This is a genomic window from Streptomyces sp. NPDC001868 (assembly GCF_040297125.1).
Taxonomy (GTDB): domain Bacteria; phylum Actinomycetota; class Actinomycetes; order Streptomycetales; family Streptomycetaceae; genus Streptomyces.
Window position 1 is genome coordinate 65,728 of record NZ_JBEOYO010000035.1, and the last position, 20,479, is coordinate 86,206.

Annotated in this window: 17 protein-coding genes; 6 read left to right on the forward strand and 11 right to left on the reverse strand. The window is 73.5% G+C overall.

Annotation, left to right across the window (positions count from 1 at the left end; translation table 11 throughout):
* Nucleotides 1–52: 52 nt before the first annotated feature.
* Nucleotides 53–697, reverse strand: a complete 645-nt coding sequence (locus tag ABT147_RS32015) for a LysE family transporter (protein WP_502983195.1) — start codon at nt 695–697, stop codon at nt 53–55.
* Nucleotides 698–1,014: 317 nt separating this feature from the next.
* Nucleotides 1,015–1,587 carry a MarR family winged helix-turn-helix transcriptional regulator gene (locus ABT147_RS32020; protein WP_351412656.1) on the reverse strand — a complete coding sequence of 191 codons (573 nt, stop codon included), beginning with the start codon at nt 1,585–1,587 and terminating at the stop codon, nt 1,015–1,017.
* Between the two features lie 83 nt (nt 1,588–1,670).
* Here ABT147_RS32020 and ABT147_RS32025 point away from each other — a divergent pair, with 83 nt between their 5' ends.
* Entirely contained in the window at nt 1,671–2,612 is a 942-nt protein-coding gene (locus tag ABT147_RS32025) for an LLM class flavin-dependent oxidoreductase (RefSeq protein WP_351412658.1), read from the forward strand.
* 58 nt (nt 2,613–2,670) lie between these two features.
* On the opposite strand, the gene ABT147_RS32030 is transcribed toward ABT147_RS32025, so the two are convergent.
* Genes ABT147_RS32030 through ABT147_RS32045 form a run of 4 tightly spaced genes read right to left on the reverse strand, consistent with a single transcriptional unit; the run spans nt 2,671 to nt 8,641 of the window.
* Nucleotides 2,671–4,368 carry an amidohydrolase gene (locus ABT147_RS32030; RefSeq protein ID WP_351412660.1) on the reverse strand — a complete coding sequence of 566 codons (1,698 nt, stop codon included), beginning with the start codon at nt 4,366–4,368 and terminating at the stop codon, nt 2,671–2,673.
* Nucleotides 4,369–4,427: 59 nt separating this feature from the next.
* Complete coding sequence (locus tag ABT147_RS32035; RefSeq protein ID WP_351412662.1) at nt 4,428–5,420, reverse strand: ABC transporter permease; 993 nt, start codon at nt 5,418–5,420, stop codon at nt 4,428–4,430.
* Nucleotides 5,417–7,594 carry a sugar ABC transporter ATP-binding protein gene (locus ABT147_RS32040; RefSeq protein WP_351412664.1) on the reverse strand — a complete coding sequence of 726 codons (2,178 nt, stop codon included), beginning with the start codon at nt 7,592–7,594 and terminating at the stop codon, nt 5,417–5,419. The genes ABT147_RS32035 and ABT147_RS32040 overlap by 4 nt, the downstream gene beginning before the upstream one ends.
* A gap of 9 nt (nt 7,595–7,603) precedes the next feature.
* Nucleotides 7,604–8,641: a sugar ABC transporter substrate-binding protein gene (locus ABT147_RS32045; RefSeq protein WP_351412666.1), complete on the reverse strand. Its 1,038-nt coding sequence runs from the start codon at nt 8,639–8,641 to the stop codon at nt 7,604–7,606.
* A gap of 310 nt (nt 8,642–8,951) precedes the next feature.
* Here ABT147_RS32045 and ABT147_RS32050 point away from each other — a divergent pair, with 310 nt between their 5' ends.
* Nucleotides 8,952–9,989 carry a helix-turn-helix transcriptional regulator gene (locus ABT147_RS32050; RefSeq protein WP_351412667.1) on the forward strand — a complete coding sequence of 346 codons (1,038 nt, stop codon included), beginning with the start codon at nt 8,952–8,954 and terminating at the stop codon, nt 9,987–9,989.
* Nucleotides 9,990–10,012: 23 nt separating this feature from the next.
* The gene (locus ABT147_RS32055) at nt 10,013–10,609 is read left to right on the forward strand and encodes a flavoprotein (RefSeq protein WP_351412669.1); all 597 of its coding nucleotides are present in this window, start codon (nt 10,013–10,015) and stop codon (nt 10,607–10,609) included.
* A 14-nt stretch (nt 10,610–10,623) separates the two neighbouring features.
* Here ABT147_RS32055 and ABT147_RS32060 read toward each other — a convergent pair whose 3' ends face one another.
* The 4 genes from ABT147_RS32060 to ABT147_RS32075 all read right to left on the reverse strand — a co-directional run bounded on the left by ABT147_RS32060 (nt 10,624) and on the right by ABT147_RS32075 (nt 16,046).
* Nucleotides 10,624–11,415 carry an MBL fold metallo-hydrolase gene (locus ABT147_RS32060; protein ID WP_351412671.1) on the reverse strand — a complete coding sequence of 264 codons (792 nt, stop codon included), beginning with the start codon at nt 11,413–11,415 and terminating at the stop codon, nt 10,624–10,626.
* Between the two features lie 63 nt (nt 11,416–11,478).
* Entirely contained in the window at nt 11,479–12,276 is a 798-nt protein-coding gene (locus ABT147_RS32065; protein ID WP_351412673.1) for an alpha/beta hydrolase, read from the reverse strand.
* 72 nt (nt 12,277–12,348) lie between these two features.
* Nucleotides 12,349–13,173: an alpha/beta fold hydrolase gene (locus ABT147_RS32070; protein WP_351412675.1), complete on the reverse strand. Its 825-nt coding sequence runs from the start codon at nt 13,171–13,173 to the stop codon at nt 12,349–12,351.
* A gap of 125 nt (nt 13,174–13,298) precedes the next feature.
* Nucleotides 13,299–16,046 carry a helix-turn-helix transcriptional regulator gene (locus tag ABT147_RS32075; protein ID WP_351412677.1) on the reverse strand — a complete coding sequence of 916 codons (2,748 nt, stop codon included), beginning with the start codon at nt 16,044–16,046 and terminating at the stop codon, nt 13,299–13,301.
* Nucleotides 16,047–16,387: 341 nt separating this feature from the next.
* Here ABT147_RS32075 and ABT147_RS32080 point away from each other — a divergent pair, with 341 nt between their 5' ends.
* The 3 genes from ABT147_RS32080 to ABT147_RS32090 all read left to right on the forward strand — a co-directional run bounded on the left by ABT147_RS32080 (nt 16,388) and on the right by ABT147_RS32090 (nt 19,606).
* Nucleotides 16,388–17,539 carry an ABC transporter substrate-binding protein gene (locus ABT147_RS32080; RefSeq protein WP_351412678.1) on the forward strand — a complete coding sequence of 384 codons (1,152 nt, stop codon included), beginning with the start codon at nt 16,388–16,390 and terminating at the stop codon, nt 17,537–17,539.
* A 166-nt stretch (nt 17,540–17,705) separates the two neighbouring features.
* On the forward strand, nt 17,706–18,944 hold the full coding sequence (locus ABT147_RS32085; protein ID WP_351412681.1) for a sensor histidine kinase: 1,239 nt from the start codon (nt 17,706–17,708) through the stop codon (nt 18,942–18,944).
* On the forward strand, nt 18,941–19,606 hold the full coding sequence (locus ABT147_RS32090) for a response regulator transcription factor (protein WP_351412684.1): 666 nt from the start codon (nt 18,941–18,943) through the stop codon (nt 19,604–19,606). Before ABT147_RS32085 ends, ABT147_RS32090 begins: the two co-directional genes overlap by 4 nt.
* A gap of 19 nt (nt 19,607–19,625) precedes the next feature.
* Here the strand turns inward: ABT147_RS32090 and ABT147_RS32095 are convergent, their stop codons facing one another.
* Complete coding sequence (locus ABT147_RS32095) at nt 19,626–20,420, reverse strand: phytanoyl-CoA dioxygenase family protein (protein ID WP_351412686.1); 795 nt, start codon at nt 20,418–20,420, stop codon at nt 19,626–19,628.
* Nucleotides 20,421–20,479: the final 59 nt, after the last annotated feature.

The window sequence follows — 20,479 nt, forward strand, 5'->3', positions numbered from 1 at the left end:
GGAATCATCCTCATCGGGCCACGCCCGCACGGGACTTGTCCCCTGAGGACACTCAGCCCGGGGCCGTGCCCGCCGGTGCCAGCATGATCACCGCCAGTACCGCGATCACGGCACTCGACAGCAGGCCGGTGACCAGCCGACCCCGGTGGCCGGTCAGCGTCCGGCCGAGCAGGGCGCCGCCGCTCGCGAGCAGCAGCTGCCAGCTAGCGGAGGCGAGGAAGGCGGCCAGGACGAACACCGCCTGTTCCAGGGGGCGCACGGCGTCGGTGGCGCGGCTGCCGAGCACGAGGGCGGCGAAGTAGACGACCGTGGTGGGGTTCAGCAGGGTGATCCCCAGGAGCGCGGCGTAGGCGCGTGCCGGGCTCACCGGGTCCTGCTGCGGGCGGGTGGTGAGCAGCCGGGTGCGGTACTGACGCAGCGCGGTGACCGCGCCGCGCACCGCCAGCGCGAGGAGTACCAGGGCGGAGGCCCACCGCAGGGGTGTCAGCACCGGTTGCAGGGCCGCCGCGAGGGCCGTACCGCCGAGGGCGGCGAGCAGGGCGTACAGTCCGTCGGCCGTCGCGACGCCGAGCGCGGCGCAGGCCCCGGTGCGCAGGGAGGTCCGGGCGGTGAGGGAGACCAGGTAGGTCGCGACGGCTCCGACGGGGATGGCGATGCCATAGCCGGCGAGGAGCCCCGCGACGAGCGCGGCCGTCACGACCGGGGCGGTGTCGGTCCCCACGGTCGGCCGGACCGCTGCTGCCCCCGCACCGGCGAGGCGGTGGCGGGGGTCAGCGGCAGGAAGGCGTCGTCGATGAACATGGGCAGATCCTCGGGCCGGGCGCTCGGCACCCGCAAACGAATTACCGATGCCCGACGGCTCGCGCTACCCATGCCCGACGGCTCGCATGACCGATGCCCGCATGACCGATGCCCGACGGCTCGCGCGCGGTCCGGTCGCAGGCGGCCCTTGACCGTGGTCCGACGCCCGCTTATTTTATTTGAACCCAAACGAAATGAGGTTCGGGAGTGGCGTCAGGCCTTCGGGCGCCGACCGCTGCGACGGGGCGCGGGCTCGGCGCCGTTCAGCAGGGTGCGGCGACGCTCCTCGCCGTGCTCCTCGACCTGGAGCACGACACTGCGCAGCCCCTCCGCGAGGCTCCGGCACTCCGTGTCGCTGAGCTGCCCGGTGACGAAGGCCTCCTCCTCGTTGAACGCGGGAAACACCCGCCGCATCAGCTCCTCGCCCTTGTCCGTGAGCGCCAGCAGCACCAGCCGGCCGTCCGTCGGATGGTCCGCCCGCCGCACCAGCCCGCGCGACTCCAGCGTCCGGGCCACCCCCGTGAGCGTGCCCTTGGAGATACCCGCCTCCTCCGCCACGTGCCGGGTCTCGGACTCGCCCCACACCCACACCACCCACAGCACCACGAAGGCCGTCCAGGTGAGGTCGGAGCCCCGCAGCACGGAGTTCTCCAGGTGCTGCCGCACCGCGGAGGCGGCCCGGTAGATGTTCGCCACCGCCGCCATCTGGTCGCGGCGGATGGGGACGTCTCCCAGTTTCGCCGCGGCGAGCTTCTCGGCTTCGGTGATGGATCGCTGGCCGGGCACGGGAGCTCCTCGTATCGATGGTTCGGGCAGGTCGATGGTTCGGTCATTCGGCGTCAAATTGTATGGAGGAGAGGGAATCCACCATGAGCACCACCCCCCGCATGCTGCTGGTCCTCAGCGAGAACTGGACACTCACCGGCGGCCGGGCCGACCTGCCCGCCGCCGTACGGTGGGCACGCGAGGCCGAGGACGCCGGGTTCGACTCCGTCATGGTCAGCGAACACATCGTGCTCGGCCCCGACGCCGCCGCCGACGGCATCATGGGCAACCCCCGCGACTACGCCCTCCCCGGCAATCAGGACCCCTACACCCCCTGGCCCAACTCGCTGCTCCTCCTCGCCTCCATCGCCTCCGTCACCGAGCGGCTGCGACTGGCCGCCGCGGCCGTCCTCGCCCCGCTGCGCCACCCCCTGCTGATGGCCCGGGAACTCGGCACCCTCGATCTGCTCAGCGAGGGCCGGCTGTTGGTGCAGCCCACGGTCAGCTGGAGCAAGGACGAGTACGACGCGCTCGGCGTGCCCTTCGGCCGCCGCGGCAAACTGCTCGACGAGCACCTGGAGGTCTGGGCGAAGGCCTGGGGACCGTCCCCGATCTCCCACGACAGCGAGCACTACCCGTTCCAGGACGTCTACTTCGAGCCCAAGGCGTACCGCCCCGAGGGCCCGAGGCTGTGGTTCGGCGGGCAGCGCCTGCACGGTCCCGTACTGCGCCGGCTGGTCAGGTACGGTCACGGCTTCCACCCGCTCGGGCGGCCGACCCCCGAGGACCTGAAGGCGCTCGACGAGGCGATGACCGCCGCCGGACGGGACGCCGCCGCCCTGGAGATGATCGGCGGCACCCAGGCGGTCTTCCCCGACGACCGGGCCCCGGCGGACCTCGGCGCGGCCCTGGCCTCGATACCGGAGCAGCTGGAGCAGGGGTTCACCACCTTCTGCGTCAAGCCGAACCAGTTCATCGACGACCCGGACGGGGTGGGCGCCTTCTGCAAGGAGGTCATGCGGCGGGTGGAGGCGCTGACGGGCTGACGGCACACGACGAGGCCGGCGCCGCGACTGCGGCGCCGGCCTCGTCGTGCGAACCGGCTCAGCGCTCGAAGACGACCCCGCCGTCGAACACCGTCATGTCGACCTGGACCCGCGTGATGTCGTGCGGGTCGATGTCCAGCAGCGGCCGGTCCAGGACACACAGGTCGGCGACCTTCCCCACCTCCACGGACCCCTTCCACTCCTCGGCGAAGTCCTGCCGCGCCGGGTTGATCGTGTACGCCCGCAGCGCCTCGGCGAGTTCCACGCGCTGCTCGGGCCCGCTGACCCTGCCGCTGGCCTTCGACTCGCGCAGCAGCATCCCGGCGACGCCCTGCCGCCAGTCGGGCTCGGTGATCGGCGCGTCCGAGCTGGCGCACACCGCGACGCCCGCGTCGAACGCCGAGCGCGCGGGCCACTGGTACGACGACCGCTCCGTGCCCACGACCTCCGCCATCAGGTCGGAGATCGTCCACTTGATGGCCGGGTTCATGTTGACGCCGTAGCCGTGCGCGGCCAGCCGGGCGAGGCTGCCGGCGCCGATGAAGTCGCCGTGGATGACGTAGTGCCGGGCGTCCGCGCGCGGCACGGCCTCCTGCGCGGCCAGGAACGCGTCCACCACCGTGTCGATGGCCCGGTCGCCCGTCACATGGACCCCCAGCTGGTAGCCCGCCTCGTGGGCCACCCGGATCATGTCGAACAGCTCGTCGACCTGGAGTTCGGGTGTGGGCCCGTGCACACAGAGAGCGCCGTGGCCGCCGTCGAGGTAGGGCTCGTTCATCCAGGCCGTACGGTTCGGCGGCACCCCGTCGGCGAAGATCTTCACCCCGATGGCGTTCAGCAGCCGGGGGTCGGCCGACTCGGGGCGGTGGAGTTCGGCGAGGCCCTTGCGGACGTCGTCGGCGGAGCCGCCGATGGGCGCGGGCAGCAGGAGGACGCTGATCCGGGCGTGCAGACCGCCGGACGCGGCCAGGTCGGCGTACGCGGTCCAGTTGTCGGTGCTCAGCCCGCCGAACAGGGTCTCGGAGCCGCCGGGGCCGAGACCCGGCTCGGTGTAGCTGGTGATACCGCGCGAGTGGAGTTCGGCGACGACACCGCGGATGGCCTGGCGGCGCTGGTCGACCGTGGGGGAGGGCAGGGCCGCCTGGAGCAGGACGCCGGCGGCCTCGCGGAGGATGCCGGTGGGCCGGCCGTCGGTGTCGCGGTCGATGACCCCGCCGTCCGGCGCCTTCGTATCCGCGGCGATCGCGCTGCGGCGCAGTGCCTCGCTGTTCGCCCACACCATGTGCTGCGAGAAGTCGGTCAGCAGGACGGGGTGGTCGGGTGCCACCGCGTCCAGGTCGGCGCGGTGCGGGAGGCGGCCCGGTTCGGCGAGGCACTCGGCGAGATAGCCGGGGTCCCAGCCCAGGCCGACGATCCACTCGCCGGGCGCGGCGGCCTCCACCGCCGCGCTCACCACCGCCGTGATGTCGGCGATCGAACCGACCGCCGGGTGCCCGACGTCGAGGGCGAACGGCGGCTTGGACAGGCCGTAGGCGGCGCCGTGCAGATGCGAGTCGTTGATGCCCGGCAGCACGCTCCGCCCGGCCAGTTCGACGATCCTCGTCGCCGGACCGGCCAGGGCGCGCATCTCGGCGTCCGTGCCGACCGCGACGATCTCCCGGCCGCGTACGGCCACGCCCTCGGCGACCGAGAAACCGGCGTCGACGGTGATGACCTGACCGCCGGTCAGGACGAGGGTGGGGGAAGTGTCGCTCACGGGGACCTCTCTGGGGTGTCTGGATGCGGAGGAAGGACGGGAAGGCCGTGGGCCGTCGGTCACCGGGTCGCGCGTGGGCCGAAGTAGGCGAGCGCGGCGCCCGCCACCAGGGCCACGCCCTGGGCCATCTGCTGCCAGAACGTCGGCACGCTCAGCAGTGTCAGCCCGTTCTGCAGGCAACCCAGGAACAGCACGCCGAGCAGCACCCCGAGAACCGAACCGGAGCCGCCGCTCAGCGCGACCCCGCCCAGCAGTACCGCCGTCAGCACGGTCAGCTCGAAGCCCGTGCCCGAGGTGCCGGCGACCACGCTGTCCAGCACGGACGCCTTGATCGCCCCGGCCAGCGCGGCGGCCGTACCCGTGACCACGAACAGCGCGAAGGGCGTACGGCGGACATCGATGCCGGAGAGGTACGCGGCCTCCCGGTTGACGCCGATCGCGAACACATGCCGTCCGGTCGGCGTGTACGCCAGGAACAGCGCCCCGGCGACGAGCACGACGGCGGCGATCACCACGGGCGCCGCGATCCCGGCGATCCGGGCCCCGCCCAGCCAGGCGAAGCCGTCGCCGAAGCCGCTCAGCGGGAGCGGGAAGAGCTGCTGGGCCAGCCCGCGCACGGCCGCCAGCATGCCCAGCGTCACGATGAACGGCGACAGCCCCAGATAGCAGCAGAGCACCCCGTTCACCGCACCGACCGCCGCGCCCACGGCGAGCGCCCCGACGACGGCGACCACGGGGGACTGGGCCTGTTCACCGGCCAGCCAGCCCGCCGTCAGCGCCCCGAGAGCGAGCGTGGAGCCCACCGAGAGGTCCAGATAGCCGCTGATGACCAGCAGGGCCAAGGGGACGGCGACGATCGCGAGGGCCGCCGCGTCGGTGGCGATCCCGCGCAGATTGCCGGGGTCGAGGAAGCTGCCGGTGGACAGCTGGAACACCAGCACCAGCAGGGTGAGGACGACGAGCAGAGGATGGCGGCGCACCGCCGTCAGCCCGTGCGCGGCCAGCGCGCGCGGGCCCGGGACGACGCGCTCGGCGGCGGTCACGGTGGTCATGCTGCTCCTTCGGGGGAGGGGACGGACGGTGGTGCGGCCGGATCGCCGTCCGGCGTGCGAGATGGCTGCCCCGCCGCCGGGCCCGCGTCGTGGACGGCCGCCAGCAGGGACTCCTCGGTGAGGTCGGCGCCGGAGAGTTCGGCGACGACACGGCCCCGGTCGACGATCAGACAGCGGTGGGCGAGGTGGGCCGCCTCCTCCGGGTCGCTGGAGGCGAACAGCACGGCCGTGCCGCGCTGTCCGGCGAGCGTGGCGACGACGTCGTAGATCTCCTGGCGGGCGCCGACGTCGACGCCCTGGGTCGGTTCGTCGAGGAGCAGGACGTCCACGGCCCGGGCCTCGTTGATCCACCGGCCGAGCAGCAGCTTCTGCTGGTTGCCGCCGGAGAACGCCGAGGCCGGCAGCCCCGGGCGCGCGGGCCGCAGCCCGACCGCCCCGGCGAGCGAGCCGAACACCCGCCGCTCCGCGCCGAGCGCCCGCACCCCGCGCCGGGCGAGCGTCCGCACGCTCGGCAACAGCACGTTGTCCTGCGCGCTCAGCCCCGCGAACAGGCCCTGTGCCCGCCGGTCGGCCGGTACGAGCGCGATGCCGGCGGCCAGCGCGTCGGCGGGCCGGGCGGGCGCGACGGCACGGTCACCGACGTACACGCTGCCCCCGGCGGCCCGCCGCCTGCCGAACAGGGTCTCCAGCACCCTCGTCCGCCCGGATCCGATGAGCCCGTACAGGCCCACGATCTCCCCCTCGCCGACGGTGAGATCGACCGGCCCGAACCCGGGACCGTGCAGGCCTCGGAGGGTGAGGCGGGCGGGGAGGGGGGTGTTGCGGGAGGTGGCGGGGGAGGTGGGAGTGGCAGAGGTGGCAGGGGTGGCGGGGTTCGAAGCCGCACGGGATGCGGCGGCCGGCCGTGCCACCGCCCCGTCCGCGCCCGGCGCCGGCCCGTGGGACGACCGGGGGTGGTCGTCCGCCTCCGTCGAAGGGCGGCCTGCGCGGTGGTGAGACCCGGTGGGGCCCGGTTCGCCGTGCCGGACGGCGTCGTGGGCCGGGCCGATGGAGGCCTCGTCGTCCGTGCCGCCCCGATCTCCCGCCGTCGAGGCGGCCGGTCGGCGGATGGCCTCTGACGTGCCGTCCGCACCCGCGCCAACACCTGGATCCGCGCCAGCGCCCGCATCCGTACCCGTGCCCGCACCTGCACCTGTGCCGGAACCCCCACCCGTGCCCGCACCGGCACTCGTGCCGGAACCCGCACCCGTGCCCGAACCGGCAGGCGAAGGCACGCCGCCGCCGGCCCCCGTACCCGGTGCGAGCCCGCTCGCCGGGTCGCCGGAGTCCGTCGGTCCGCTGCCGGTGGGGGTCGTCGGCCCGGTCTTGCGGCTGCCCGTGATCGCCTCCACCAGGTCCCGGCGGTTGTGGCCCCCTGTCGCGGTGTGGTGGGCCACCCGGCCGTCGCGGAGGACGGTCACCGCGTCCGCGAGGCGTTCGACCTCCGCCAGGAGATGGGTGACATAGACGATGGCGAGGCCCTGGGTGCGCAGGTCCTCCACGCGGGTGGCCAGGGCGTCGCTCTCGGTGCCGGAGAGGGCGGCCGTGGGCTCGTCCAGGACCAGGACCGAGGCGCTGCGGCTGAGGGCCTTGGCGATCTCGACCAACTGCTTCTGGCCCATGGGGAGTTCACCCACCCGGTCGCGGGGGGAGCAGCTCGCGGCGACACGGTCGAGGAGTTCGGCGGCCACCTTCTCCTGGGCCCGGCGGTCGATGCGCCCGTACCGGGTCCACTCCTGGCCGAGGAAGATGTTCTCGGCCACGGTCAGCGAGTCCACGACGCTCAGCGTCTGAAAGATGATCGCCACCCCGGCCGCGATCGAGTCGCGCGGGCTGAGCCGGGCGTACGGCACACCGCCCACCTCGATCGTCCCGGCGTCCGGCGGATACGCGCCGCCGAGACACTTGATCAGCGTGGATTTGCCGGCGCCGTTGTGCCCGAGGAGGGCGTGGACCTGCCCCGCGGGCACGGTGAGGTCCACCCCGTCCAGCGCCCGCACCCCACCGAAGGACTTGCTGAGGGAGGTGATCCGCAGATTCGGCGGGTTGGCCGCTCCGGTGGCCCCGGTGGCCCCGGTGGCCCCGGTCGCGCTGGTCAGTCTTGCCGTCTCGGTGGCGTCGTTCATGTCGGCCATCGCGCGGCCCTACCCGTTCTGGGCGAGCAGCGCGTCGATCTCCGCCGAGTCACCCCGCTGGATCAGCTTGACCGGCACCTGGACGCCGGCGTCGGCCTTGCCTGCGGCGACCGCGAGCGGCACGTCGACGATGGCGTTGGCGATGTCCTTCGGGGCGAGCGCGGAGGAGGCCCGGTAGAACGTGCCCTGCTTGATGGCGAGCAGCGAGGGGGCCGAGCCGTCCTGGCCGCCGACGAACGTCTTCTTGTCGCCGTTCTTCCGCCCCGCCTGCTGCAACGCCTTGAACCCGCCGTACGCCGCCGCGTCCGTGATGCCGAGGATGATGTTCAGGTCGCGATGCTTGGCGAGGAGCGCGTTGGACTTCGACAGACCCGTGTCGGGGTCGATGGCCTGCTCCTGCGCCACCACGTCGACACCGGGCGCGAGCTTGGTGAAGGCGTCGATCATGCCCTTCGTGCGCTCCCGGCCCAGTTCGATCGTGTTGTCGACCAGGAACGCGATCTTCCCCTTCCCGTTCAGCTCCTCGTTGGCCCACTTCGCGGCAGCCTCGCCGAGCAGCGTGCCGCTCTCGCGGAAGCTGAACTGGATGTCGGCGCTCTGGTGCTCCAGCGTCCCGCCGTACGTCACCCAGATCAGGCCCGCGTCGAGCGCCGCCTCGGCGATCGACTCGGTGGCCTCGAAGACCATCGGGAACGACACGATCGCCTGTGTCTTCTGTGTGACCCAGGTGTTGAGGTTGCTGGCCTGGGTGTCGGGGTTGCTCGCGTCGCTGGTCGTCAGCAGCTTGACGTCGTGCTTCTTCGCGGCGGCCGTCGAGAGCTTCACCAGGGTGGTGTAGAGCGGGAGTTGGGTGAAGGGGTAGTCGAGGCCGATCTGGGTGAGTTTCCGCGCGGAGAGGGAGGAGCCCGCTGCCTTCGCCGCGCCGGAGCCGCTCTCCGGGGCGCTGCAGCCCGTGGCGGCCAGCCCGGTCGTGGCGAGGGCTCCGGCGGACCACCCGAGGAACTGCCGGCGTGAGGCCGAGGCGGAGAAAAGGGGGCGTCTGGTCATGGCGGTGATCTCCAAGGGGACGGGCGGGGCCCGCCGGCGGCGGGTGTCCTGCTGTGCGGAAGGCGTCCTGCTGTGCCGAACAGGAAAGACCCCGGGGCCCCGCCCCACCATCCGTACAAATACCGAGTGGGTCCGCCGGGCGGGCACCGAAGGCGTCCGGCGGGCGAGCGGCGCTGGACGTCCGGGTCACGCATCGGTGAATGGCGGTCCGGGTCACGGATCGGTGAATGCCTTGTCCACCGATCACCACCCCCCTATCGTTAGACCCCAAAAGACCTGTCCGGTCTCGGGGCGGCCCCGGGAGGCTCGCATGCTCACCCACCACCAGATCGCGGCCGCCGCCCGCATCGGCATGCTCACCCGCGCACGCGACACCGCCTCCGCCTGCGCCGAGGCCCTGCACGAACTCGGCCGCGCCCTGCCCCTCGACGGCGCCACCCTCCTGGAGATCGACCCGATCACCGGCACCTACGTCCAGGTCGCGGGCGTCGGCTACGACGCCGACGTCTCCGAGGCCCTGGCCGCCGAGTTCGTCTCCACCCCCTGGTACACCAACGTCCTGCGCAGCGAGATCCCGCCCTCCATCTCCGAGGACGGCGAGGACACCGGAGGCCCGGGCGAGCGTTACCGCGACGGCTGGTTCTACGCCGAGCGGATGCGCCCGGCGGGTGTCGAGGACGCGGTGACGGGCGCCCTGCGCCACCACGGCCGCCTCGTCGGCCTGATCACCCTCTCCACCGCGACCCCGGGCGCCTACGACACCGGGACCCGCCACCTGCTGGCGTCCCTGTTGCCCGCCCTGGGCGTCCTCGCCGACCCCACCGCGCACGCGGGCGACCTCCCCGACCTCCCGGCGGAGGGCGGGGCGAGCCTGGTCGTCGCCGACGACACCCTCGAACTCCCCGGCCGGGACCCCGCCCTGATCCTCCAGGACACCGAATTCCGCCACCTCCTGCGCGCCTTCGCCGACTCGCACGGCACCCGGCTGCGCCTGCTCTGGCCCGTGGGCACCGACTGGTACCGGGTCACCCTCCGCCGCCACACCCTCGGCTCGGCCGTCGTACGCCGGGCGGTCCTCGTGCACGAGACGCCCGCCCCGCTGCCGTACGGGCTCAGCCCGCGTGAGCTGGAGGTGCTCACGCGGGCGGCCACCGGCCAGACGAACCAGGCCATCGCCCAGGCGCTGTTCCTCTCCCCGCGCACCGTGCACACCCACGTCGAGCATCTGCTGCGCAAGACCGGCGCCGCCTCCCGCGCCGAGGCCACGGCCCTCGCCGTCCGGGACGGACTGCTCCGGCCGACCGCCGCGGACATCGAACGCTTCGTCGAAAGATCGCCCGGAGGGTGAGCCGGTTTCAGTAGGGTCGGCGGGTGACTGCGACTGCGAACACGGCCGGAGCCCGACCCGGGCGGGGCGGGAAACCCTTCCTCTATGTCGTCGTCTGCGCCGCCGGGATCGCCGAGGGGGTCGGCAGGTTGATCAGCGCCGCGCAGGAGCGCGGCTGGGAGGTCGGGGTCATCGCGACGCCCGTCGCCATGGGCGGGTTCTTCGACACGGCGGCGGTCGAGGCGCGGACCGGCCGCCCGATCCGTTCCGCCTGGCGCTCGCCGGGCGACCCGCGCCCCTTCCCGCCGCCGGACGCCGTCGTGGTCGCGCCCGCCACTTTCAACACCGTCAACAAGTGGGCCGCCGGGATGGCCGACACCCTCGCGGTCGGCACCCTGTGCGAGGCGTACGGCCTGGGCGTCCCCATCACCGTCCTGCCCTGTGTGGCGGACGCCCTCGCCGCCCACCCGGCGTACCGCGCGAGCGTGGAGCGACTGCGCGGCATGGGTGTCCGGTTCGGCGACCCGTACGCCGGTGAGGCGGCGGAGGACGGCGGGCGCGGGGAGTTCCACTGGGAACAGGCGCTGGACCTGCTGGAGACGGGCGGCGAGGAGACGGCCCGCACGCCCCTCACACGCTGAGTTCCGCGCGCCCCTCACACACTGAGTTCCGTGGCCGTCCCCCTCGGCAGCCAGCGGAACACCTCCCGCACCTCGGCCGGTGCCCCGGCCAGGGTCCGCTCGGCCGCCGCGCGGGCTTCGCGGAAGTGACTCCACCCTTCGTAGTGCACCGGTACGACCGTACGGGGACGCAGCAGCCGGCAGACCTCCACGGCCTCGGCGGCGGTCATCGTGTAGCGGAGCGGGCCGGTGACCGGGAAGCCGACGCCGCCGAGGTGCAGCAGGGCGGTCCCCACGGTCAGCCGGCGGCCCACCTCCCGTACGCCGCCGAAGAGGACCGTGTCGCCGGAGATCCACAGCACCCCGTGCCGCTGGCCCGGCCAACCGAGGGCGAAGCCGGTCACCTCGCCGACGATCGGGCGGGACAAGGGCGGGCCATGCCGGGCGGGGGTGGCCGTCACCTCGACGGTCGTGCCGTCGGGGGAGGTCAGCTTCCAGGTGTCCCAGGGGCCGAGTCCCCGTGCGGTGCCGCCGAGCCGCCGGGCCCCGGCCGGGGTGGTGAGCACCGTCTCCGTGCCGGGCAGCAGGGCGCGGCCGGCGTCGTCCAGGTTGTCGCCGTGATGGTCGTGGGTGAGCAACACCGCGTCCACCGGGGGCAGTTCGGCCGCCGGGAACGCGGGTCCCGCGGTCTTGCGGGACGACGTGCCCCAGCCGAAGGCGTAGCGGCGGCCCGGCGGGTCGAAGGTCGGGTCGGTGAGCAGGCGCAGGCCACCGATCTCGATCAGGGTGGTCGGGCCGCCGATGTGCGTGACGCGGACGCCGGTCATCGGGATTCCTTCCGGGAAAAGGGCCCGGGACGGCCGTGGTGACGGCCGCCCCGGGTGCGGGAGTCAGCGCGCGTGCGCGACGGCCCAGTCGAGGGCGTCGTCGGCGATCGCCTCCCAGCCGGGTGCGGCGGGCAGCAGATGCGGCATCCCGGGGTACTCCTTGACCTCGGTGACCGTGTGCGCCTTGTAGTGCTTGGCGTTGGACTGCTGCACCTTGGGCGGCATCAGATGGTCCTTCTCGCCCGAGACGAACAGCAGCGGCGGCCGGTCCTCGTTGTGGTAGTTCACATAGGTGCTCTGGTGGCCGGGGCGCAGGGTGGCCAGGGCGCTGTCCCAGAAGATGCTGCCGGACGCGGGGATCGCGTACCGCTCGTACAGCGCCCTCGACTCCTCCTCCGGGAAGGTGTTGGTGAAGGCGTAGTGCCACTGCTCGAAGGTGAGACCGACCGCGCGGTGCCGGTTGGCGGGGTTCTTCAGCACCGGGAACGCCGACTTGATCTGCGTCAGCGGCAGCACGGCGACGCCCTCGGTGGGCGCCGAGTTGATCGCCACGCCCGCCGCGCCGAGGGCGCGGTCGAGGAGGAGCTGGACGAAGACGCCGCCCGCGGAGTGGCCGATGAGGACCGGCGGCTTGTCGAGGCCCTGGACGAGGGCCACCAGACTGTCGACGATCTGGGGGACCGTGACCTTCTCGATCGGGGTGGTGTCGGCGTTCAGCGACTCGACCTCCACCTCGAAGCCCGGGTAGGCCGGGGCGAGGACGCGGTAGCCGCGCTTCTCGTAGTGGGCGATCCAGTGCTCCCAGCTCCGGGGCGTGACCCAGAAACCGTGGATCAGGACGATCGTGTCGGGACTGCTCATCGTTTTCCTTCCAGGGACTGGAACGAGGTGAACAGGGTGAGAGGGCGATAGGGGCGAACAGGGCCTGTGCGCTCAGGAGTTGAGGAACTCCAGGAGATCCGCGCCGAGTTGCTCCTTGTGTGTGTCCGTGATGCCGTGCGGGGCGCCCGGATAGACCTTCAGCGTCGCGTTCTTGATCCGCGCAGCCGAGGCCTTGCCGCCCACCTCGAACGGCACGACCTGGTCGTCGTCGCCGTGGATGACGAGGGCCGGCACGTCGACGGCGTCGAGATCGGCGCGGAAGTCGGTCGCGGAGAAGGCCGCGACGCATTCGTACGCGTTCCGGTGCCCCGACTGCAGGCCCTGGAGCCAGAACGCGTCCCGCACGCCCTGCGAGACATCGGCCCCGGGCCGGTTGTTCCCGAAGAACGGGCCGTCGGCGAGGTCCCGGTACAGCTGCGAGCGGTCGGCCAGCGACCCGGCGCGGATCGAGTCGAACACCTCGACGGGCACACCGCCGGGGTTGTCGTCGGTCCTGAGCATGAACGGCGGTACGGCGGAGACGAGCACCAGCTGTGCGACGCGCCCGGTGCCGTGCCTGCCGATGTAGCGGGTCACCTCGCCGCCGCCGGTGGAGAACCCGACGAGCGTGACGTCCCGCAGATCGAGGGTGTCGATCAGGGTGGCCAGGTCGTCGGCGTAGGTGTTCATCTCGTTGCCGTGCCAGGTCTGGGTGGAGCTGCCGTGCCCGCGCCGGTCGTGCGCGACGGCACGGAACCCGTGCGTGGCCAGGAACAGCTGCTGTGCCTCCCAGCTGTCGGAGTTCAGGGGCCAGCCGTGGCTCAGCACGACCGGGCGGCCCTGACCCCAGTCCTTGTAGTAGATCTGTGCCCCGTCGGCTGCGGTGACGTACGGCATGGGGGTGCTCCCGTCTGCGGGGGTTTCCGACCCGTGCATCCTCCGGCGGGCCGGGGCGGCGCCGAATCCTGTGGAACGCGTAGTCGTGACGCTAAGCCGGGGCCCTCCACCCCGCCACAGGGGCCTCACAGCTCCGGGACCCGCGACAGCTGCCGCCGTGAGGTGACGTCGAGCTTCCGGAAGATCTTCCTGAGGTGGTAGTCGACCGTGCTCGCGCTGATGAACAGCCGGGCGGCGATCTCGGCGTTGGTCGCGCCGTCCTTGGCGAGCCGGGCGATGGTCAGCTCCTGCGGGGTGAGCGCGCTGCCCGCCCCCGCCGCACCGCGCCGCGGATGCTCGCCGGTCGCCGCCAACTCCTGCGCGGTGCGCGCCGCGTACCTCTTGGCGCCCATGCCGTCGAACATCGCCAGGGCCGTACGCAGCTGCTCGCGGGCGTCCCTGCGGCGCTTGCGGCGGCGCAGCCACTCGCCGTACAGCAGATGGGCGACGGCGAGGTCGGCGCGGGCGCCGCCGCCGGAGAGCAGGGCGATCGCCTCGCGGTACAGCGCGTCGGCGTCGCTCGCGGGTGAGAGCAGGGCCCGGCAGCGGGCCAGCAGGCCGAGCGCCCACGGGGTGCCGGTGGCCGTCGCCCGGGACTCCAGGGTCCGCAGGGCCGTCGTGGCGAGGACGCGGTCGCCGCAGCGGACGGACGCCTCGACCAGGTGGGGGAGGAGCCGGGAGTGGTAGGCGAACACGTCGTGGCCGGTCAGCTTCTGGGTGATCGCGCGGGCCCGGGCGTAGTCGCCGGCGCCGAGCGCGAGCACCGTCATACCGATCCGGGCGATGGACTCCACCGCCCCGTTGCCCAGCCAGGTGCCGGCCTCCATGGAGCCGCGCAGGACCGCCTCCAGCCCGTCGGTGTCCGCGTGCCAGGCGAGCAGCTCGGGGTGCCGGTAGATGGCCCAGGTGTCGTCGGTGGCGCCGATCGCGGCCCGTATCTGGTGGCCCTGGGCGTGCAGCTCGTCCGCGCGGGCCAGTTCGCCGAGGTTGGTCTCGTGCATCACCGAGCAGTACAGCGCGGTGTCGAGCTGCGGCAGGGCGCCGGTGGCACGGGCGACGTCGGCGGCCCGGCGCATCACCGCGCGCTGCGCCTCCTCGTCCCACAGCATCATCGTCAGGGTGATGGTGGGCAGATAGGCGCGGAGCACGTCCTCGTCCGGGGTCCGGGGGTCCAGCAGCATCGCGTGGGCCCGCCGCATATGGGGCACGCCCCGCTCGTAGCCGTCGGTGACGAGGACGGCGAAGGCGCGCAGCACCAGGTCGACACCGGTCGCGGGCACCGAGCGGGGCAGCAGGTCGTCCACGGCGCGCGCGATGTCGGCGACGGTCGCGTCCCGCATCAGGTGCTCGGCGGTGATGGCGCCCTGGAGCGCCCGCAGCAGCGCCTCCCGGGCCAGCTCCGGTGCCCCTTCGGCGAGGGCCCGCGCGGCGCGCAGACACAGCGCGGGCGCCGCAGCGAACGAGCCCGCGTCACCGAGGAGCGTGACGGCGTGGGCGCGCACCAGCAGGGCCCGGCCCCGGCCGACGTCGCCGAGCAGGCCCACGTCGATCGCGTCCAGCAGCGATTCCGCCTGGAGCGGGGCCCCGGCGGACAGCGCGGCCTCGGCCGCCGCCAGCAGCCGGCCGGCCCGGGCGACTCCTCCCGGGGTCAGTTCGGCGGCCCGGCTCAGGAAGGTGGCGCGGGCCGCGTAGCCGCCCCGGGAGCCAGCCCGGTCGGCGGAGCGCTCCACCTCGGCGGCCACCGCCTCGTCCGGTCCGAGGGCGGCCGCCGCCAGATGCCAGGCCCGCCGGTCGGAGTCGGCCGGCCGGTCCGTCACCTCGGCCAGCGCCCGGTGGGCCCGCCGCCGCTCCACGCTGGTGGCACCGCCGTACACCGCCGACCGCACCAGCGGATGCCGGAACCCGGCGGCCGTGCGCAGCACCACCAGCCGGGCCGCCTCGGCGGGACCCGAGTCCTCGGGCCCGGCCCCGAGCCGCCGCGCCGCCCTCGTGATGTATCCGAGGTCGCCGCCGGGCTCGGCCGCGGCCAGCAGCAGCCAGGTCTGTGCCGCCCGCGGCAGCTCGCGCACCCGCCGCAGATAGTGCGCCTCCAGCCGGCCGCCCACGGGCAGCGGTTCGGGCAGGGCCAGGGAGCCGGAGAGCTGGTCGGCGGTCAGCTCCTGCCCCAGGTCGGCCAGGGCCAGCGGGTTCCCGGCGGTCGCGGCGACGATCCGCGCGGCCACCCGGGCGTCCAGTGGCCCGGTGACGGTCTCCCGCAGCAGTTCCAGGGCGAACGGCTCCTCAAGGCCGCCGATCTCGGTGACCGGCAGGCCCGCGGGCGCCTCGAACCCGGTCCGGGCCGCGAACAGCAGCCCGACCCCCTCGGCGTGCACCCGCCGCCCCACGAAGGCGAGGACGCCCAGCGACTCCTCGTCGAGCCACTGCGCGTCGTCGGCGCAGGCCAGCACCGGCCGCTCCTTCGCGGCCTCCGCGAGCAGCGTCAGCGTCGCGAGCCCCACCAGGAACCGGTCGGCGGGCGGCCCGTCGGCCAGCCCGCACGCCACCCGCAGCGCCTCGTGCTGCGACGGCGGCAGGGCGCCGGGGTCCTTCAGCGCGTCCAGGAACGGCACGAGGAGCCGCTGCAACGCGGCGAACGGGAAGCCCGACTCCGACTCCACGCCCGCCACCCGTAACACCCGCAGATCGGCGGCCTCCCGGCCCGCGTGATCCAGCAGCACGGTCTTGCCGATCCCGGCGTCGCCCCGCAGCAGCACGACCCCGCTCAGCCCCTGCCGCACCTCCGCCACCAGTTGGTCGAGCCGCTCCCGTTCCCTGACCCGCCCCTTGAGAACCACGCCGACGCCCTTCGACCTGGGGCCTTCTGTGAAGGCCGTATGAGGTTTTGGTGGAGCCGCCTCATTCAATCAGCGCACACCCCGGCGTACGCGGGCATCGGGCGAGAGCGGTACGGGGTGATCGAACTGTGACGGATGAGGCGCGGGGCGGGGGCGCCCCTACGGCCTCGGCCACGCTCGACCGTCCGCTCGACCGCTCGTTCAACCGCCCGTTCAACCGAACGGTTGAACGCATCGGCGGCCTCCGGGCGACGCGCGGCGGACCCCGCCGATCACAGACTTACGGTGCCGCCGCAGCGGCACCGCCGTACGAGTCAAGCCCTGAAAGGACCTTCCCCCACATGGCCAGCACCTTCAGCAGGCGACGCATCCTCACCACCGGAGCGGGCGCCGCGCTCGGCGGCCTCGTCGCGACCGGCGCCGCACAGGCCGCCACCCCCGCCTCGGCGTCGGGCTTCCGTACGGCGGCGCGGGGCTCGGAGGAGACCCGCACCCTCGACGAGCTGTACCGCGCCGCGATCGCCGAGGGCGGCAGGCTCACCATCTACGCGGGCGGCGACACCGCCACCCAGCAGGACTTCACGGCCCAGGCGTTCCGCGCCCGCTTCCCCGACATCGACCTGACGATGGTCGTGGACTACAGCAAGTACCACGACGTCCGCGTCGACAACCAGCTCGCCACCGGCACCCTGGTTCCCGACGTCGTCCAGCTCCAGACGCTCCAGGACTTCACCCGCTGGAAGAGCCAGGGCAAGCTGCTGCACTACAAGCCCGCCGGTTTCTCCAAGCTGCACAAGGAGTTCCGCGACCCGCAGGGCGCCTGGACGGCCGTCGCGGTCATCGCCTTCAGCTACATGTACGGCGTCGACGCCGTCGCCGGGAACGCGCCGAAGTCGCCGCGGGAGCTGGTCGACCCGCGCTGGAAGGGTGCCATCGCCTCCTCCTACCCGCACGACGACGACGCGGTGCTCTACCTGTTCTCCCTCTACCAGGAGGCCTACGGCTGGGACTGGGTCGCCGAGTTCGCCGCCCAGCAGCCGCAGTTCAACCGCGGTTCGCACACCCCGGGCGTCGCGGTCAACGGCAAGCGGAAGGCGATCGGTGTCGGCGGCTCCGGCTCGCTGACCGCGCCCCCGACCGCCGCGACCCGCTTCGCTGTGGCCGACGGGCACCCCTTCATGGCCTGGGGCCAGCGCGCCGCGATCCTCAAGAAGGCCGCCAACCCGACCGCCGCCAAGCTGTACCTCAACTGGGCGCTGTCCACCGAACGCCAGCAGGGCTCCTTCAACGGCTGGTCCGTCCGCACCGACGTCACCCCCGCCGGCGGCCTGGAGCCCATCTGGACGTACCGGAACGCGCACCTCGACGGCTTCCCCCGGTTCATGGAGGACCGCGCCCAGGTCGAGCGGTGGAAGCAGACCTTCGCCCTCTACTTCGGCGAGGTCAAGGGCGACCCGACGCCCGGCTTCCTGGGCCTGCACCCCGGACGCTGACGACCGGTCCGGCATGACGGGCACGGCGGCCAGGACAGGCACGGCGGGCACGACAGGCAGGGCCGGCACGACAGGCGCGGCGGGCACGGCAGATACGGCGGATCCCCTCATCCCTTACCTCCGCCACACGCGGCACTGTCTACACTCGGCTGGCCACGCCAGCCCCGTGCCCGTCCGGACCGTCGTAGAGGGAATCGCCGTCGTGCCCGCCATCGCCGCCCCCGCCTTCGTACGCCGAGGTTCCCTGTCGCCGAGGCGGCTGCCGGACCTGCTGTTCCTGACCGTCGCCGTCGGCGGTGTGATCCGTCTCGTCGACCTGAACTCGGTGCTGTGCTGGGAGCTGGTCCCGCTCATCACGCTCCTGGCGGGCGGATACGTCGGCGGGCTCGCCCTCTGGGACCGGCTGGGGCGGAGGGGCCGCCCCCTCTGGCTGGGCACGCTGCTGACGCTGTGGTGCTGGATCTCCTGGGTGATGCCCGCGCCGGTCGCCACCGCCTACACCTGGCTGGCACTGCCCCTGGCGATCCTCGCCCTGCGCATGTTCACGGGCCGTACGGCGGTCGCCGTCGTCGGTGTGATCACCGTGCTGCTCGTCCTGACTACCGCCCGGACCTCCGGCACCCTTCACCCCGAACTGGTCGTCCCGCCGGCCGCCGCGCTCTGGGCCACGGTCACCCTCTACCGCACCCAGCAGCGGCTCCTCGGCGAACTCCGGCGCACCCGCGCCGAACTGGCGCGCGGCCAGCGCGAGGCCGGCCGGCTCGCCGAGCGCGCCCGGATCGCCCGCGACCTGCACGACACGCTCGCCCAGGAACTCGCCGGCAGCCGCATGCTGCTCCAGGCCGCCGACCGCGACTGGGACCGCCGCCCCGACCTCGCCCGGACCCAGGTCCGCACGGTCGTGGACGCGCTCGGCGCCAACCTCGCCGAGACCCGCACCATCATCAGCGACCTCACCCCGCCCGCCCTGGAGCACGACGACCTCACCACCGCGCTGCGCACCCTCTGCGCCCGCGACACGGCCACGCCCTCACGGGTGGTGTTCCGCACCGAGGGCGAGCCGGGCGACCTGCCCCGCGACCGGGCCGCCGCCCTGCTCCGCGTCGCCCAGGGCCTGCTGGCCAACGCCCGCGAACACGCCCGCGCCCGGCATGTCTGGGTCACCCTCGACCACCGCGACGACACGACCGTCACCGTCGAGGTACGGGACGACGGCATCGGCTTCGACACGGCGGCGACCGGACAGCCGCGCGGCCGGGGCCTCGGCCTGACCGCCGGCCGGGAGCGCCTGCACGCCCTCGGCGGCTCGCTCACCGTCCGCAGCGCACCGGGGCGCGGCACCCTGGCCCGCGCCAGCCTGCCCGTCGGCGCCCTCGCCCTGGCGGGCATGGCGGGCAGCCGGTGAACGACCTCGACGGCACCCCGCTGCGCGTCCTGATCGTGGACGACCACGTCGTCGTACGGGCGGGGCTGCGCGCCCTGCTCAGCGGCGAACCCGGCTTCGACGTCGTCGGCGAGACCGGTGACGGCGAGGAGGCCGTACGGCTCGCCGCGCGGCTCGGCCCCGACGTGGTGCTGATGGACCTCCGGCTGACCGACGACACGGCCCCCGGCGTCCGGGTCAACGGCCTGGACGCGACCCGGCGGATCACCGCCGAGGCCCCCGGCAGCCGGGTCGTCGTCCTCACCAGCTCCGGCACCCAGGGCGATGTCGTACGGGCGATGGAGGCCGGTGCGCGCGGCTACATCCTCAAGGCGGGCCCGCCCGAGGAGCTGTTCCGCGCCGTGCGCGCCGCGGCGGCGGGCGGGATGGGGCTCGCCCCCGAGGCCGCCGGACATCTCGCCGGGCATCTGGCCGATCCCGGGTCCGCCCTGAGCGACCGGGAGATCGAGGTCGTACGGCTGCTGGCGCTGGGCCACAGCAACCGCTCCATCGCCGCCGCCCTCCATCTCACCGAGGCCACGATCAAGACCCATCTGGTCCGTGTCTACCGCAAGCTCGGCACCGAGAACCGGGCGAGCACGGTGTCCGAGGCGGTCCGGCGGGGGCTGCTCGAACTGGGCTGAGCCGGGGCGAAGGCCCTGCTCAGTGGGCGCCCATCGGCTCGAACTCCGTGCCGCACGGGCCCGCCCCCTCGCTCTCCGCCAGGGCCACGGGGGCGCCGCTCATCGTCAGCGTCTCGTAGTAGCGGCCGATCCGTTCCGTGGAGCGGCCCACGTAGTGGCCGATGAAGGAACGGCGGAAGCGGTCGGCGGTGCGGTTGGGCTGGGAGCCGTGGACGAGGCTGCCGTTGAAGAAGAGGACGTCGCCCGGGGCCATGTCGACGGGCACGGGGGACAGGCCGGGCGGCGGCGGGACGTACTCCCGGACGAAGGACACCGTCTCGTCCGCCTCCTCCGGGCAGAACAGGTCCATGCGATGTGTCCCCGGCACGACCTCAAGACCGCCGTTCTCCCGGTCGATCACATCGCAGGCGATCCACGCGGCCACACAGGTGCCCGGCTCGACCCGCAGATAGAAGTTGTCCTGGTGCAGCGCCTGCCCCCGGGCGCCCGGCGGCTTGAAGTAGAACATGCTCTGCGCGGCCAGGACCTCCTCCCCGAGCAGCCCTTCGAGGACGGTCCGCAGCCGCGCGTCCAGGAGCACGCGCAGCGACAGCGCGTCGATGCGGTGCGGGTGCATCACCCGGGGATAGACGTGCAGGGGGTCGGCCGGCCCGTCCGCCGTGGCCTCCCGGGGCTGGAAGTGCCCCGGGATCGGGCCACCGGCCCGGAGTGCCGTGAACCGGTCGCACAGCTCCTCGATCTCGGCGGGCGAGAACAGTCCCCGCGCCACCAGGAACCCGTTCTCCTCGAACTCCGTCTTGTCCGTGACTGTCATCCGCGCGTCCCTTCTCACCGTCGTCCACCGTGCCCCACGCTAGGTCCGAGCGCCTTTCG

Bases quoted from the DNA above. Each gene is read 5' to 3' on its own strand.
- ABT147_RS32080 (WP_351412678.1), top strand. From the start codon at position 16,388: ATGGCCAGCACCTTCAGCAGGCGACGCATCCTCACCACCGGAGCGGGC.
- ABT147_RS32025 (WP_351412658.1), top strand. From the start codon at position 1,671: ATGAGCACCACCCCCCGCATGCTGCTGGTCCTCAGCGAGAACTGGACA.
- ABT147_RS32045 (WP_351412666.1), bottom strand. From the start codon at position 8,641: ATGACCAGACGCCCCCTTTTCTCCGCCTCGGCCTCACGCCGGCAGTTC.
- ABT147_RS32040 (WP_351412664.1), bottom strand. From the start codon at position 7,594: ATGGCCGACATGAACGACGCCACCGAGACGGCAAGACTGACCAGCGCG.
- ABT147_RS32035 (WP_351412662.1), bottom strand. From the start codon at position 5,420: ATGACCACCGTGACCGCCGCCGAGCGCGTCGTCCCGGGCCCGCGCGCG.
- ABT147_RS32065 (WP_351412673.1), bottom strand. From the start codon at position 12,276: ATGAGCAGTCCCGACACGATCGTCCTGATCCACGGTTTCTGGGTCACG.
- ABT147_RS32095 (WP_351412686.1), bottom strand. From the start codon at position 20,420: ATGACAGTCACGGACAAGACGGAGTTCGAGGAGAACGGGTTCCTGGTG.
- ABT147_RS32060 (WP_351412671.1), bottom strand. From the start codon at position 11,415: ATGACCGGCGTCCGCGTCACGCACATCGGCGGCCCGACCACCCTGATC.
- ABT147_RS32070 (WP_351412675.1), bottom strand. From the start codon at position 13,173: ATGCCGTACGTCACCGCAGCCGACGGGGCACAGATCTACTACAAGGAC.
- ABT147_RS32050 (WP_351412667.1), top strand. From the start codon at position 8,952: ATGCTCACCCACCACCAGATCGCGGCCGCCGCCCGCATCGGCATGCTC.